At 70.7% G+C, this 14,872-nt stretch carries 13 protein-coding genes; 7 read left to right on the forward strand and 6 right to left on the reverse strand.

Annotated features, from left to right (window positions below):
- The first annotated feature begins 30 nt into the window (after window positions 1-30).
- Window positions 31-729, forward strand: coding sequence for an HAD family hydrolase (locus tag ADL25_RS11180; protein ID WP_059127605.1), 699 nt, complete (start codon window positions 31-33; stop codon window positions 727-729).
- Between the two features lie 52 nt (window positions 730-781).
- On the opposite strand, the gene ADL25_RS11185 is transcribed toward ADL25_RS11180, so the two are convergent.
- A complete protein-coding gene (locus ADL25_RS11185) occupies window positions 782-1,546 on the reverse strand; it encodes a LysR family substrate-binding domain-containing protein (RefSeq protein ID WP_059127517.1) in 765 nt (254 codons plus the stop codon).
- Between the two features lie 58 nt (window positions 1,547-1,604).
- On the opposite strand from ADL25_RS11185, the gene ADL25_RS11190 reads away from it, so the two are divergent.
- Window positions 1,605-2,009, forward strand: coding sequence for a DUF5997 family protein (locus ADL25_RS11190; protein WP_059127518.1), 405 nt, complete (start codon window positions 1,605-1,607; stop codon window positions 2,007-2,009).
- A 143-nt stretch (window positions 2,010-2,152) separates the two neighbouring features.
- On the opposite strand, the gene ADL25_RS11195 is transcribed toward ADL25_RS11190, so the two are convergent.
- Window positions 2,153-3,688 (reverse strand): cytochrome b, encoded by a 1,536-nt coding sequence (locus ADL25_RS11195; protein WP_079050299.1) that lies wholly within the window; start codon window positions 3,686-3,688, stop codon window positions 2,153-2,155.
- A 243-nt stretch (window positions 3,689-3,931) separates the two neighbouring features.
- Here ADL25_RS11195 and ADL25_RS11200 point away from each other — a divergent pair, with 243 nt between their 5' ends.
- Window positions 3,932-4,669, forward strand: coding sequence for a class I SAM-dependent DNA methyltransferase (locus ADL25_RS11200; protein ID WP_059127519.1), 738 nt, complete (start codon window positions 3,932-3,934; stop codon window positions 4,667-4,669).
- 48 nt (window positions 4,670-4,717) lie between these two features.
- On the opposite strand, the gene ADL25_RS11205 is transcribed toward ADL25_RS11200, so the two are convergent.
- Window positions 4,718-5,140 (reverse strand): secondary thiamine-phosphate synthase enzyme YjbQ, encoded by a 423-nt coding sequence (locus ADL25_RS11205; RefSeq protein ID WP_059127520.1) that lies wholly within the window; start codon window positions 5,138-5,140, stop codon window positions 4,718-4,720.
- 235 nt (window positions 5,141-5,375) lie between these two features.
- On the opposite strand from ADL25_RS11205, the gene ADL25_RS11210 reads away from it, so the two are divergent.
- Window positions 5,376-6,470 (forward strand): NAD(P)-binding domain-containing protein, encoded by a 1,095-nt coding sequence (locus tag ADL25_RS11210; protein ID WP_059127521.1) that lies wholly within the window; start codon window positions 5,376-5,378, stop codon window positions 6,468-6,470.
- A 54-nt stretch (window positions 6,471-6,524) separates the two neighbouring features.
- Here the strand turns inward: ADL25_RS11210 and mltG are convergent, their stop codons facing one another.
- The gene (mltG, locus tag ADL25_RS11215; RefSeq protein WP_059127522.1) at window positions 6,525-7,364 is read right to left on the reverse strand and encodes an endolytic transglycosylase MltG; all 840 of its coding nucleotides are present in this window, start codon (window positions 7,362-7,364) and stop codon (window positions 6,525-6,527) included.
- Between the two features lie 43 nt (window positions 7,365-7,407).
- Window positions 7,408-9,210, reverse strand: a complete 1,803-nt coding sequence (locus ADL25_RS11220) for an ABC transporter ATP-binding protein (RefSeq protein WP_059127523.1) — start codon at window positions 9,208-9,210, stop codon at window positions 7,408-7,410.
- Between the two features lie 141 nt (window positions 9,211-9,351).
- Here ADL25_RS11220 and ADL25_RS11225 point away from each other — a divergent pair, with 141 nt between their 5' ends.
- Entirely contained in the window at window positions 9,352-9,822 is a 471-nt protein-coding gene (locus tag ADL25_RS11225) for a MarR family winged helix-turn-helix transcriptional regulator (RefSeq protein ID WP_059127524.1), read from the forward strand.
- Window positions 9,823-9,979: 157 nt separating this feature from the next.
- On the opposite strand, the gene ADL25_RS11230 is transcribed toward ADL25_RS11225, so the two are convergent.
- On the reverse strand, window positions 9,980-10,498 hold the full coding sequence (locus ADL25_RS11230; protein ID WP_234380874.1) for a L,D-transpeptidase family protein: 519 nt from the start codon (window positions 10,496-10,498) through the stop codon (window positions 9,980-9,982).
- Between the two features lie 500 nt (window positions 10,499-10,998).
- On the opposite strand from ADL25_RS11230, the gene ADL25_RS11235 reads away from it, so the two are divergent.
- Window positions 10,999-12,819 (forward strand): ABC transporter transmembrane domain-containing protein, encoded by a 1,821-nt coding sequence (locus tag ADL25_RS11235; protein ID WP_059127525.1) that lies wholly within the window; start codon window positions 10,999-11,001, stop codon window positions 12,817-12,819.
- Entirely contained in the window at window positions 12,816-14,633 is a 1,818-nt protein-coding gene (locus ADL25_RS11240) for an ABC transporter ATP-binding protein (RefSeq protein ID WP_059127526.1), read from the forward strand. Before ADL25_RS11235 ends, ADL25_RS11240 begins: the two co-directional genes overlap by 4 nt.
- The last annotated feature ends 239 nt before the right edge of the window (window positions 14,634-14,872 follow it).

Consider the following 14,872-nt stretch of genomic DNA (forward strand, 5'->3'; position numbering starts at 1 on the left):
GCGCAGGGGCCCCTTGGCATGCTGGACCCCATGGCCCTTCCCGGCACGACCGCGGTCGTCTTCGATCTCGACGGAACGCTCGTCGACAGCGAGCCCAACTACTTCGAGGCGGCACGGAGGCTTCTCGCCGACCGCGGCGTCCCTGGCTTCACCTGGGCGGACCACCAGCGGTACGTCGGGATCAGCACACGGGAGACGCTGGCGCTGTTCCAGGAGCGCCACGGCCTCGACTCCCCGCTGGACGAACTGCTCGCGGAGACGAACCGCCACTACATGGAACTGGCTCGCGCCTGCACCCCCGTCTACCCGGAGATGCGGGCGCTCGTGGAACTGCTGGCCGGCGAAGGCGTTCCGCTGGCCATCGCCTCGGGCTCGTCGCTGCTGGCCATCGAGGCGATCCTGTCGGGAACGGGCCTGGCATCCCGGTTCACCACCTACGTCTCCGCCGACGAGGTCGCGCACGGCAAGCCCGCCCCGGACGTCTTCCTCGAGGCCGCACGCCGCCTCGGCGCATCGCCCGCCGACTGCGTGGTCCTGGAGGACGCCGCGCCCGGTGTCGCCGCCGCGCACGCCGCCGGAATGCGGTGCATCGCCGTCCCCTACGTCCCGGCGCAGGCCGACGAACCGGCGTTCGCCACGGCGGGGCTGCTGCTGCGCGGCGGCCAGTCGGAGTTCACGGCGCGGACGGCGTACGACTGGCTCATGGGCTCCGCTCGGGCCTCCTCATGACCACGCTGCCGCGTCGTGTTCGTACCGCGGATGCGGCTTCGAGGACGACTCCCTAGGAGCGGCGGCGGGGCTTGCCGCGCCTGGCGCCCTTCGGGCCCGAGGCACCGCCCTGCCGGCCACGGCCCGTGGACTGCCTCGACGTGGGCTTCTGCCGGGCCGCGACCGCGTCGGGCTTCTTGTCCTTCTTGGGCTGCGCCTCGGGGACGGCACGCCCCCGTGTGCTGTTGACCGTCCGCCCCCGGACGATTCCGATGAAGTCCTCCACCAGATCCGTGGTCGCGTCCTCCGGCCAGGACAGGACGACTCCGGACTGAGGGGCGTCCACGACGGTCCGGTAGGTGAGGTCACGGCGGTGGTACAGCCGCGCCAGGGACTGCGGCACGACGAGGAGGCCCACACCGGCCGCGACCAGTTCCACGGCGTCCTCGGTGGTGGCCGGGCGCTCGAAGGCGGGCTCCCCCGGCACCTCCTCCCAGCCCAGGACGTCGTCGAGGGGGTGGAAGACGACTTCGTCGGCGAGATCGCCGACGGACACCTCGTCGACCGCCGAGATCAGATGGTCCTTGGGGACGACGACCACGGTCGTCTCGGTGTAGAGCGGGATCGCGCTGAAGACCGAGCGGTCCACCGGCAGCCGTAGGAGCCCGACGTCCGCCTCGCCGTCGCGCAACACATCGGATGCCTCACGGGCCGACACCGGGAGCAGGGTCAGCGGGACATCGGGCAGGCGCTCGTTCCAGATCCGCACCCACTTGGCGGGCGTCACCCCGGGGACGTACGCGAGCCGGAACGAGGGGGATGCTTCCGAGCCTGTCACCCCGCCAGGTTACCCGGCGTGGTCGGACGTCTCGTGCGCGGCCGATAGTCTGGACAGCATGAAGTCGCACCAGACCACCCAGACGATGAAGCCCGCCACCGCGGCGAAGAAGCTGGGTGTGTACCTGCCCGCCACCCCCGCCGAGTTCCAGGAGGGTGTCGTGACGCGCCAGGAGCTGAACGAGCTCCAGGCCGATCCGCCCGCGTGGCTGGAGGAACTGCGACGCAATGGTCCGCACCCGCGCCCGGTGGTCGCGGCGAAGCTCGGTGTGTCGATCTCCGGCCTCGCTCGCGCCGGGGTCACCGACGCTCTCACGACCGAGCAGGTCGAGGCGCTGAAGCAGGACCGGCCCGAATGGCTGGAGAAGGAGCGCGCCACCCAGGCCGAGGTCCGCAAGGAGACGGCACGGATCAAGAAGCGGGACGCCGAACGCGCGGCCTCGTCCGACGAGCCGGGACGGTAGTTCCTCCCGGCCCTGCCTTCCGGGTCCCGCGCGACCGTAGCGACGTTCGGCCACCGACTGTCGCGGTCCGGTGAACCCGGTCGCAGTCATGGGCCCTGTGCACAACGCCGGGCCAGGCGTGGTCCATCGGCTGCGGCCGTTCCTCATCGGCGTCGTGGGGTCGGCGCGGGGGGCTCCTGGGACGCGGTTCCGGTGTGCGACTCGCCAGGGCCGATCGGTCGCCTCGGCGCACCCGGCCGGAAACTCGTCACAGGACGGTGATCACTCGCGTAGCCGCCCTCCACGGTCTGCCGCACCTCTCCGCTCTCCTGTCCCCGCGTCAACCGCTTCTGCTCCGCCTCCGCCAGGGCGCGGCACAGCCACCGTGTGATCAGGAGGGCGACGACCGGCGCCACCACCAGAGCGATCCGGAAGATCCAGGTCAGGGCGTTCAGTGAGATCCGGAAGCTGTACGCCATGATGTCGTTGCCGCCGGCCAGGAGCAGGACGGCGTAGAAGACGGTCCCGGCGACGCCGAGTCCGGTCCGCACAGGACGGTCCCGCGGCCGGTCGCACAGGTGCCGCTCCCCGCTCCACTCACCGGTGAGCCTCTGCTCGGCGAACGGGTAGGCGTACAGGACCGAGAAGAGCAGCCCGGGCAGCACGACCGCGGGCAGCAGCACGTTCCACATCAGGGTGTGGCCGGCGACGTTCGTCTCCCAGGGCGGTACGAGACGCAGCGCGCCCTCCAGGAAGCCGACGTACCAGTCCGGCTGGGAACCGGTCGACACCTGGTCCGGCCGATAGGGCCCGTACACCCAGACGGGGTTGATCTGGGCGAGACCGCCGAGTAGCGCGGTCACCCCGAACACCGTGAACGACAGCCCCGTCGAGGACGCCATGAACTGCGGGAAGAGCGGCTTGCCGACGACGTTCCGGTTGGATCTGCCGGGCCCGCGCCACTGGGTGTGTTTCAGCTGGAACACCAGCATCAGGTGGACCGTGACCAGGGCGATCAACAGGCCGGGCAGCAATAGGATGTGCATGGCGTACAGCCGGGGCACGATGTCCTCGCCCGGGAACTGGGCCCCGAACACGAACATGCTGACGTAGGTGCCCACCACCGGCAGGGACAGCATGATGCCCTGTGCGATGCGCAGCCCCGTTCCGGAGAGCAGGTCGTCGGGGAGCGAATAGCCGGCGAAACCCTCGCTCATGGCGATCACGAGGAGCGTGACGCCGATGACCCAGTTCAGCTCCCGGGGACGGCGGAAGGCACCGGTGAAGAAGATCCGCAGCATGTGCACACCGATCGCGGCGACGAACACCAGTGCGGCCCAGTGGTGCATCTGGCGGACGAGGAGGCCACCGCGCACGTCGAAGCTGATGTGCAGGGTCGAGTCGAAGGCCCGCGACATGCGGATGCCGCGCAGCGGTGCGTACCGCCCCTGATAGACGACCTCGCTCATCTCCGGTGCGAAGAAGAACGTCAGCCACACACCGGTCAGGATCAGCAGGACCAGGCTGTAGAGCGCGATCTCCCCCAGCAGGAACGACCAGTGCTCGGGGAAGGCCTTGCGCAGCAGCCGACCGCCGCCCGCCATGGGCAACCGTCCGCCCAGCGCCCCGACGAGCCTCTCCCCAGGTCGATGCTCTCCCGTCGTCCGCCGCACGGCGGACGGTCGGCGCCTCGCCCTCATCGCGCTCGGCCGTCGTCGGCGGGCGCCTCACACCGGTCCCGGTCCACCGAACACCTCCTCCGCCCCTCCCGCCGATCGCTCCCCTGCATGCGTTGCCGCGGGGCCGCCGGATGAGTACCGCGTCATCGTGAAACACTCGCGTGCACCGGACCGGGCACCCGTTCGGAGGCCGGGGCCGACCCCACGGAACGATGGAGAAAATGCGTCGACAGCGCCTCGCCGTGCCCGGCAGAGTGGCCGCCCATGACGAGTAGTGAGCTGTGGACCCGAGCGACCGCCGACCGCTACGACGCCGAAGAGACCGAGATGTCCTCGGACACCGTCCTCGGCCCGACGCTCGCCTTCCTCGCCGAACTGGCCGGAGACGGCCGGGCTCTGGAATTCGCCATCGGAACCGGACGAGTGGGCGTCCCGCTGCGCGAGCGCGGTGTGCCCGTGACGGGCATCGAACTGTCCGAGCACATGGCGGCGGTCCTGCGGAGCAAGATCGGCGAGGACGCTCTCCCGGTCACCATCGGGGACATGGCCACGACCGTCGTTTCCGGCGAGTTCACCCTGGTCTATCTCGTCTACAACACGATCTCCAACCTGCTGACGCAGGAGGAGCAGGTCGAGTGCTTCCTCAATGCGGCACGTCATCTGGCGCCCGGCGGACGATTCGTCATCGAACTGGGCGTTCCGGCACTGCGCTTCCTGCCGCCCGGTCAGGTCGCGGTGCCCTTCGACGTCTCCGAGAGGCATCTCGGATTCGACACCTTCGACCTGGTCGAGCAGACGCTGGTCTCGCACCACCTCACCCGCGACGGCGACGGCCGCTATCGCCGCGACACCTCGCGCCACCGTTACGCCTGGCCGGCGGAACTCGACCTGATGGCACGTATCGCGGGGCTCGAACTGGAACGGCGCGTCGGGGACTGGGACGGGGCACCGTTCACCCAGGAGTCCGGCAAGCACATCTCGGTGTGGCGCAAGCCCTCCTGAGGAGCCCCTCAGCTGCGGGTGCATTCCGTCCTGCGGCCGCGCCCGGGGCTACCCGAGGAACGACAGACGGACCTGCCGCTTGGGATTGTCCCTGTTCGTGTCCACCAGGCACACCGACTGCCAGGTTCCGAGCTCCAGTCGGCCGCCGATCACGGGCAGGGTCGCGTGCGGCGGGACAAGGGCCGGCAGGACGTGGTCGCGCCCGTGGCCGGGGCTTCCGTGGCGATGCTGCCAGCGGTCGTCGGCCGGGAGCAGCGTGTGGAGAACCGCCAGGAGGTCGTCGTCGCTGCCGGCACCCGTCTCGATGACGGCCACGCCGGCTGTCGCGTGCGGCACAAAAACGTTCAGAAGACCGTCCCGTCCTCCCGCCGTGTCACGGAGGAAGGCCTCACACTCCCGGGTGAGATCGACCACCGTCTCACCGGAACCGGAGGCGACGTTCAGGACGCGGGTGCTGAAGGCATCGGACATGTCTTCATCCTCACCCATCGGGCGGCGCCCACACCTCACCGGCCGCCCACCGGGGTGGGGCGTGATCCGGCCGGTGAATCCTCCGGCCGCGGGACGCCGCCACCGTCGCGGCGAGCGGCGCGCCGACAACGGGCCCCGGCGATCGACGGGCCCGGGCCACGGGGACGACGCGTCGCTTGTGATGTGCGCTCCCTCCCGCGGGAAGATCCCCGGCCCCGGCGCGGTTGGTGCAAGCGTGAACGACACAGGGGTACGCGAAGTCGACGTGGTGGTCATAGGCGCTGGTCAGGCAGGACTGTCCAGCGCCTACCATCTGCGGCGCACGGGGTTCGAGCCGGAGCGCGACTTCGTCGTCCTCGACCACGCCCCGGGCCCCGGCGGCGCCTGGCAGTTCCGCTGGCCCTCGCTGACGTACGGCAAGGTGCACGGGATGCACGCGCTACCGGGCATGGAACTGACCGACGCGGATCCGGAGCGGCCGTCCTCCGAGGTCGTCGGCGAATATTTCGCCGCCTATGAGCGCACCTTCGATCTGCGTGTGCGGCGGCCGGTGGACGTACGGGCCGTGCGTGAGGGCGCGGGCGGCCGACTGCTTGTAAGAACATCGGCGGGAACGTGGTCGGCCCGGGCGCTGATCAACGCCACGGGCACCTGGGACCGGCCCTTCTGGCCGCGCTACCCCGGACAGGAGTCGTTCCGGGGGCGGCAACTGCACACCGCCCAGTACGCCGGCCCCGGGGAGTTCGCCGGCCTGCGGGTGGTGGTCGTGGGCGGCGGCGCATCCGGCACCCAGCATCTGATGGAGATCGCCCCCTACGCGGCGGCGACCACATGGGTGACCCGGCGCCCGCCGGTGTTCCGCGAGGGGCCGTTCACCGAGGACGTTGGACGGGCGGCGGTGGCGCTCGTGGAGGAACGGGTGCGGCAGGGCCTGCCGCCGAGGAGTGTCGTCTCGGTGACCGGCCTGCCGCTCAACGACGCGATCCGTCGGGCCATCGCCGACGGGGTCCTGGACCGGCAGCCGATGTTCGCCCGCATCGTGCCCGACGGCGTGGAATGGGACGACGGGAGGCACGTGGACGCCGATGTGATCCTGTGGGCCACCGGCTTCCGCGCCGCGATCGACCACCTCGCCCCGCTCCGCCTGCGCGCGGCGAGCGGCGGCATCCGGATCGACGGCACCCGGGTGGTCTCCGACCCTCGGATCCATCTGGTCGGGTACGGCCCGTCGGCCAGCACGATCGGCGCCAACCGGGCGGGACGTGCCGCCGTACGGGACATCAGACGACTGCTGGCGGGAGAGCGGTTCGCGGTGGAGAGCGCCGCATAGCACCCCTGCCGCCGCCGGACGCACCGCTCGGGGCAGTATGCGCCTGATACGCCCTCACTTCGACGGTGCAGCGCCGGCGCGCTGCCGGTTGAACTCCCGGACGTTGCGCAGATGCTCCTCGTAGCTCGATGTGAACCGGGTGTCGCCCGACTTGACCGTGACGAAGAACAGCCAGTCGCCCGGTGTCGGGTTCAGCACCGCGCGCATTGCGTCGCTGCCCGGGTTCGCGATGGGCGTCGGGGGCAGACCCATGTGCCGGTACGAGTTGTAGGGGCTGTCCATCCTCGTGTCGTCCAGGCTGGTGTCCAGCGTGAAGCGGTCCTTCGCGTAGTTCAGGGTGGAGTCCATCTGCAACGGCATGCCGCGCTGGAGGCGGTTGAAGATGACCCGGGCCACCTTGCGCATGTCCTGGCTGGTCGCCGCCTCGGACTGCACGATGCTCGCGATGGTGACGGTCCGGTAGACGCCCATCGCGGTGCGCGGGGAACCGGCGGTGGTCGTCCCGCCTTTGAACCTCTTGTTCGCGGTGTCGACCATGTACTGCAGCACGGACTCGGGGGTGGAGTTCTCACGGAGCGGATACGTGGCCGGGAAGAGGTATCCCTCGGGGTTGCCGTGCGCTTCCTGCGGCAGTCCCAGCTGGGCCTTGGCCAGGGATTTCCGCGTAGAGCCCGGAGGCAGCCGGAGTGCCTTGTCGACGGCCCGGTAGATCTGGCCGGCACGCCAGCCCTCCGGGATGACGAGTCTGACCTGCCGGGGCTCATCACCGCTCGTCAGAATCAGCAGCGGCACGGCCACGACGGCGCCCGCCACGATCGCCCCGGCCACGACGAAGGCGACCCGGGCGGGGCCGGTCAGTCGGGTCCGCTTCCCTGACGGGGTGTTCGTCTCCATACGGGCACCGTAACCTGCCGAACCCGACAAACCCGGCATATCTTCATCTTGTCGTCTCCAATCGGGCGTCCCGCCGGACGAGGGCCGTGTACCTCCCGCCCAGATCCAACAGTTCCTCGTGCGTACCCCGTTCGACCGTGCGCCCGGAGTCGAGGACCACGATCTGGTCGGCCCCCCGGACGGTGGACAGGCGGTGGGCGATGGTGAGCGTGGTGCGGTTGGCCGACAGGGCGTCGATGGCCTCCTGGACTGCATGCTCGGTGCGCGTGTCGAGCGCACTCGTCGCCTCGTCGAGGATGAGCACCGGCGGGTCGCGCAGGATGGTGCGGGCGATGGCGAGCCGCTGCTTCTCACCGCCCGAGAAGCGGTGACCGCGCTCGCCGACGATCGTGTCGTACCCGTCGGGCAGTGCGGCGATGTGGTCGTGGATCTGGGCCGCCTTCGCGGCCGCGTGCAGCTCCTCGTCGGTGGCGTCCGGCTTGGCGAAGCGCAGATTGTCGGCGACCGAGGCGTGGAAGAGGTAGGTCTCCTGGGACACCACGCCGACCGCGCGGGCGAGCGTGTCGAAGTCCAGGTCGCGCACGTCGACCCCGTCGAGCATGACCCGCCCGCCCGTCACGTCGTACAGCCGCGGCACCAGGTAGCTGAGCGTCGACTTCCCGGAGCCGGTCGCGCCGACCACGGCGAGACTCCCGCCGGCCGGGACCGTGATGTCGATGTCCTCGAGGATCGGACCGCTCTGGTCGTCGTAGTGGAACTCGACGCCCTCGAAACGGATCTCGCCCTTGACCCGGTCGAGATGCACAGGGTCGGCGGGCTCGGTGATGTCGATGGGCAGGTCGAGATACTCGAAGATCCGCTGGAAGAGGGCGAGCGAGGTCTGGATCTGGACACCGGTGGCCAGCAGGCTCACGGTCGGCCGGAACAGCCCCTGCTGCAGCGAGACGAACGCGACGAGCGTGCCGATGGAGATGGAGGGGCCGCCGAGTTGAAGCGCGACACCGGCGGTCCAGTAGATGACGGCCGGCATGGCGGCCATGACGATCGTGATGACGGCCATGCGCCAGCGGCCCGCCATGTTCGACTTCACCTCGAGGTCGACGAGCCCTTCGGACTCGTCTTCGAAGGACTTGGTGAGCGAGTCGGCACGCCCCATGGTGCGGCCGAGCAGGATGCCGCTGACGGACAGCGACTCGGTGACCGTGGCGGCCATGGCGGCCATCTGCTTCTGACGCCGGGTGGCGATCTTCTTGCGTTCGTTGCCGACCCGGCGGCTGATCCATACGAACAGCGGCAGCAGGAGCAGCGAGACGACGGTGAGCCGCCAGTCCAGGGCGACCATCGCGACGATCGTGGCCACCACGCTCGTGAGGTTGGAGACCAGGGAGGTCGCGGTGGAGGTGACGGTCGCCTGCATGCCGCCGATGTCATTGGCGATACGGGACTGGACCTCGCCGGTGCGGGTGCGGGTGAAGAAGGCGAGCGACATGCGCTGCAGCCGTCCGTAGACGGCGGTGCGCAGGTCGTGCATGACACGCTGGCCGACCGTGGTGGAGATCAGGGTCTGCAGCACACCGAAGACGCTGTTGACGACGGCACTCAGGATCATGCCGAGCGCGAGCAGGCTCAGCAGTCCGGTGCGACCCTGCGGGATCGCAACGTCCAGGGTCTCCTTGAGCAGGAACGGCGTGGCGACGGACACGAGGGACGCGGCGCCGACCAGCAGGCCGACGATCGCGAGACGGCCGCGGTACGGCTTGAACAGCTTCAGGATGCGGCGAACCTGCCGCGGTCGCTCCGGCGCGTCGCCGGACAAGGGGGCCGGGGTGGTGTGCTCGGGATGCATGGGCTCCTACGGGCGGTGAGAGGGACATACAGGGCTCTGGCTGCCGCGGGCAACCCGCAGCGGTGTCATGGTGAGGGCCAACGGACCCCCGCTCATTGTTACCTATACTCACAATGAACAGCATCCTGATATTGTTCCCGCATGAGCGCCCCAGATCCCGACGACCTGCTCGCCGAGCAGCTCCTGCGGTTCACCCGCCGGGTGCACCGCATCCAGAAGCGCCATCTGGAGCAGTGCGGACTGGGCATCACCCCGGCCCAGTCCCGGCTGCTGCGCACCCTCGCGCACTTCGGCTCACCGCCCCGGATGGCGGATCTCGCCGAGCGCCTCGAAGTGGTGCCGCGAGCGGTGACGACGCTGGTCGACGGCCTCGAGGCGAGCGGGAGGGTGCGCCGGGCACCCGATCCCACCAACCGCCGGGTGATCCGGATCGAGATCACGGACGAGGGCCACACCGCGCTTCGGGAGCTGCACGGCGCACGCAGGGCCGCCGCCCGGGAGATCCTGGCTCCGCTGACGGACGGGCAACGCGAGATGCTCGGCACCCTGCTCGACACCTTGATGGACGGCGGGGACACCCCCGCCATGTCCGGGCGGGACCGGCGCTGCTGACGGCGGATCACCACCGGAGCGACAGCAGGATCGGCATTTCGCCCGCACGATCCCGATCGACCGCCGACTGCCGGGCGCGGCGGCCACCCGGGCCGCACCGGCCGGCGACGAGCGGCCGAAGACGTCCGTTCGCCGTACCCGGAGTTCCGCGAAACGGCTAGGACTCCAGGTTCTCCCTGTCCCCCATCACCACCACCGGACGCCGTTCCGGGTCGAGCGCGTGCAACAGGTAGTCCAGACCGTCCTCCGGCAGGGTGACACAGCCCGACGTTCCGTCACCGTGGTCCACGTGCATCCAGATGCCGCCCCCCTTCTTCTGACCCTCGGGACGCGTCGGGTCGCTCGGCGGCGTACCCGGGATCCGGTTGTAGTCGATCGCGATGACATGGTCGAAGTCGTTGCGGTGCTTCTCGCCCCAGCCCTTCGGCACCCGGTACGACAGCGTGTTGTGGTCGTACGGGAGCCCGGAGCGCGGGTAGTCGAGGACACCACCCGCGTCGGTGAGCGTGAACACGCCCACCGGAGTGCGCAGATCGCCCTCGTGATGGTCCGTCGTCCAGCCCGCTCGCCCGTTGTGACCCCACCAGCGTCCGGCCTCGTACCAGACGGAGCCCTCCCTCTCGTAGAACACGACCTCCGAGTCCGGTGAGTCCTCGGCGTCGCCGTAGACCACCACGGCCTGACCGGTGTACGCGGGGATGCCGGCGACAGCCGTTCACCGACCCCTGGAAGGCGACCTTCCGTATCCGGCCTGCCGATGCGTGGTTCGGACATGGCGGCAGGGGGACCCGCCGCCCTGGTGGGCGCACGGGCACCGGGCGACCGGCCGGGCTCCGCACCGGAACCACCGCACGCCGACAGGAACATCAGAAGCACACCACAGGCCGCACCCAGGGCTCGTGAGCGCGCCGTGCCGTTCACATCACCTGTTCGCATGTGTCATATCGTCACATTATCTTTCCGGCAATCAGGTATATATGGCGTAATCCGCCTACGTGTCGCGAAGATGAGCCCCCGCGCCCCATCCGGCCGGAAAACCGTTTGCCTCCGACCACGTCGCGAGGCGACCCTTTCACGGTTTGTTACGGGCAATCGCGGACGCCCGTAGGCGCTCCCCCTGGGGGGCGGCTACGCGCCACGGCCCCGTCCATCACTGACACGAGCCACTGGGACGTCATGCAGATCCAAGACCTTCCGTACCCCGATCCGGGGGTGCCGGACGCGCGCTCCGGGCCCCGGTTCCTGTGGTGGCTCGGCCGCAATCAGCTCGGCGGTCAACTCAAGTCCCTCGCCTGGGGGCTGCTGCACTTCCTGTCCGTCTGCGGGCTGCCCTTCTGCGTCGGTTTCGCGGTCCAGGCGGTCGTCGAGCGCTCGGGGGCTCGTCTCGCCCAGACGGGCGGACTGCTCCTGTTGTGCGGGCTCGGCATCGCGCTGGGCGACGCCATGCTGCACCGCACCGCCGTCACCAACTGGATCACCGCGGCCGCCCGGGTCCAGCAGCTCCTGGCTCGCCGTACGGCGCTGCTCGGCTCGGCCCTGACGCGCCGGGTCGCGGCCGGCGAGGTGGTCGCGGTGTCCACCGGCGACGTGGAGAAGATCGGCTGGTTCGTGGAGGCCGTCTCGCGCTTCAGCGCGGCCGCACTCACCGTGGTGGCGGTCTGTGTGGGCCTGCTCGTGTACCAGCCCGCCCTCGGTGTGATCGTCGCGGTGGGCGTGCCCGTGCTGGCCCTCGCGGTGCTGCCGCTGCTGCCGCGGGCGACCCGGCGGGCCGACACCCAGCGCGAGAAGGCGGGCCGCGCCACCGAACTGGCATCGGACACCGTCGCGGGCCTCAGGGTGCTGCGTGGCATCGGTGGCGAGGAGTTGTTCCTCGACCGCTATCGCAGGGCCTCTCAGGAAGTCCGCACCGCGGCGGTGCGCAGTGCCCGGATGTGGTCGGTGATCTCGGCACTCCAGGTACTGATGCCAGGATTGCTGATGATCGCCGTGGTCTGGCGTGGTGTGCAGCTGGCCCACGAGGGCCGGATCGCCGTCGGCGAGCTGGTCACCGTCTACAGCGCCGTCATGCTGCTCACCTATCCGCTGCAGCACTTCCAGGAGATCGCCATGGCGTACTCCTTCTCGCGGCCCTCCGCCCGGCGCGCGGCCCGGGTGCTGTCACTGGAGCGCGCGACGGACTCCCGGGGGTCCCGCGAGGCCACTGTGCCGACCGGAGACCTCTACGACCCGACGACCGGGCTCCTGGTACCCGCGGGGCTGTTCACCGCGGTGGTGTGCGGCGACCCGGACGCGGCAGGCATGCTCGCCGAGCGGCTGGGCGGACATCCGGCCGAAGAGGGGACCTCGGTGCTCCTCGGCGGCATCCCGCTGGACGAGCTCCCGCTCCACTCGGCACGGACGGCCGTCCTCGTCCAGGACAAGGACCCGGTGCTGCTGTCCGGTTCGCTGCGTGAGCTCCTCGACGTGCCCGCCTCCGGGGCGGTCGGCGCCGAGGCGGCGCTCGCCGCCGCCCAGTGCGGCGACGTACTCGACGCGCTCACGCAGGGGTCGCCAGCGGCCGACGACCCGATGGACGCCCGGATCACCGAGCGCGGCCGGTCCCTGTCGGGCGGCCAGCGCCAGCGGCTCGCCCTGGCCCGGTCACTGATCACCGACCCGCAGGTCCTCGTCCTGGACGAGCCCACCTCCGCCGTCGACTCACACACCGAGGCCCGGATCGCCGAAGGCCTCAGGACGCTGCGGGCGGACCGGACGACGGTTGTGTTCACCTCGTCGCCGCTGGTCCTGGACCGCGCGGATCGTGTCGTGCTGGTGCACGAGGGACGGGTCGCGGCGGTGGGCCCGCACCGGGAGCTGGTGCGGGACGACCCCCGGTACCGCGCCGTCGTGACCCGCGAGACCGACGAGGAGTCCGCCGCCCGGGACGGCGCACCGACCGACGACGGGCTCACCGAGCGTGTACTGGCCGAACTGGAAGAGATCGAGGAGACCGCATGATCGGCGTGGCGCCACCGGTGTACGACCCGGCGGCCCCGACGGTGGCGAACACGCTGCCCGTGGGCGCCCCCACGACCGTCCGCACCTACGTGGCCGAACTGTTCCGCCGGCACCGCCGGGCCTTCCTGCTGCTCGTCGCGGTGAACACGGTCTCCGTCGTCGCCTCCATGGCGGGTCCGTACCTGCTGGGCGGCCTTGTGGAGCGCGTGTCGGACGACGCCCGGGAGCTCCACCTGGAGCGCACCGCCGCACTCTTCGTCCTCGCCCTGGTCGTCCAGGCCGTGTTCGTGCGGCTGGTCCGCCTGAACGGCGCCGTGCTCGGCGAACGCATGCTCGCGGATCTGCGGGAGGACTTCCTCGTGCGCTCGGTGGGGCTGCCCCCGGGCGTACTGGAACGGGCCGGGACGGGAGACCTGCTCTCCCGGATCACCACCGACGTCGACCGGCTCGCCAACGCGATGCGCGAGGCCGTACCGCAGCTGGCGATCGGCCTGGTGTGGGCGCTGCTGCTGCTCGGCGGCCTGACCGTCACCGCTCCGCCGCTCGCCGCGACCGTACTGCTCGCGCTGCCGCTGCTGGTGATCGGCTGCCGCTGGTACTTCCGACGTGCCCCGTCGGCCTATCGCTCCGAGGCCGCCGGTTACGCGGCAGTGGCCGCCGTCCTCGCCGAGACGGTGGATGCGGGACGCACCGTCGAGGCTCACCGCCTCGGCGAGCGCCGTATCGCTCTCTCCGACCGGCGGATCAAGGAATGGACCGCCTGGGAGCGCTACACACTGTGGCTGCGCTCGGTGCTCTTCCCCGTTGTGAGCATCACGCATGTCACGATCCTCGCCTCCGTGCTGCTCATCGGCGGGGTGTTCGTCCTGCACGGCTGGATCGGCGTGGGCCAGCTGACGACGGGCGCGCTGATCGCGCAGATGCTCGTCGACCCGGTGGGCCTGATCCTTCGCTGGTACGACGAGCTGCAGGTCGCCCAGGTGTCGCTGGCCCGGCTGGTCGGGGTCCGCGACATCGAGCCGGAGGCCGGCGACACCTCACTCACACCCGACGGACGCGACGTCGAGGCCGACGAGGTGCGCTTCGGCTACCGCGCCGGAGTCGACGTGCTGCATCGGGTCTCCCTCGAGGTGGCGCCCGGTACGCGGCTCGCCCTGGTCGGGCCGTCCGGTGCGGGCAAGTCCACGCTGGGCCGGCTGCTCGCCGGGATCTACGCGCCCCGGGACGGCCGGATCACCCTCGGGGGTGCGGAACTGTCCCGCATGTCCGCCGAGCGCGTGCGCTCGCACATCGCCCTGGTCAACCAGGAGCACCACGTCTTCGTCGGTTCACTGCGCGACAACCTGCTGCTGGCCCTCCCCCACGCCCGCCACCAGTCGAGCGAGGAGGCGACCGCGGCCGCCGCCGACGCCGAGCTGTGGGCAGCGCTGGCGGCGGTCGACGCGGACGGCTGGGCACGCGCCCTGGACGACGGTCTGGACACCGAGGTGGGCTCCGGCGGTCTGGCGCTCACCCCGGCCCAGGCACAGCAGATCGCACTGGCCCGGCTGGTGCTCGCCGACCCGCACACGCTCGTGCTCGACGAGGCGACCTCCTTGCTCGATCCCCGCGCGGCCCGCCATCTGGAGCGCTCACTGGCACGCGTCCTGGACGGGCGCACGGTCGTCGCCATCGCGCACCGACTGCACACGGCGCACGACGCCGATGTGATCGCCGTGGTCGAGAACGGACGGATCAGCGAGCTCGGCAGCCACGACGAGCTGGTCGCCGCGGACGGCGCGTACGCGGCGCTGTGGCGGTCCTGGCACGGCTGACAGTCGGGCCGCCGGTTCCGAGCCGGCGGCCCGTCCCGGATCGTGTCCCACCGCCCCCGCGTACCTGTGCCGTCCTGCGACCACGGTTGCCGTTGCGCAGTGACGTTGCGGAGTGGAAGGCTGGAGGTGGCAACGGCGCGGGGGACGTGCCGCGGCCACCCGCTTCGGAAGGGCACGGCCCGTGCACGGCGCTACCCGTGTCCGCCGTGACGCACGCGGCGGTGCCCGGTTCCGTCCCA

The organism is Streptomyces sp. NRRL F-5122 (assembly GCF_001507435.1).
In the GTDB taxonomy this organism is placed as follows: domain Bacteria; phylum Actinomycetota; class Actinomycetes; order Streptomycetales; family Streptomycetaceae; genus Streptomyces; species Streptomyces lannensis.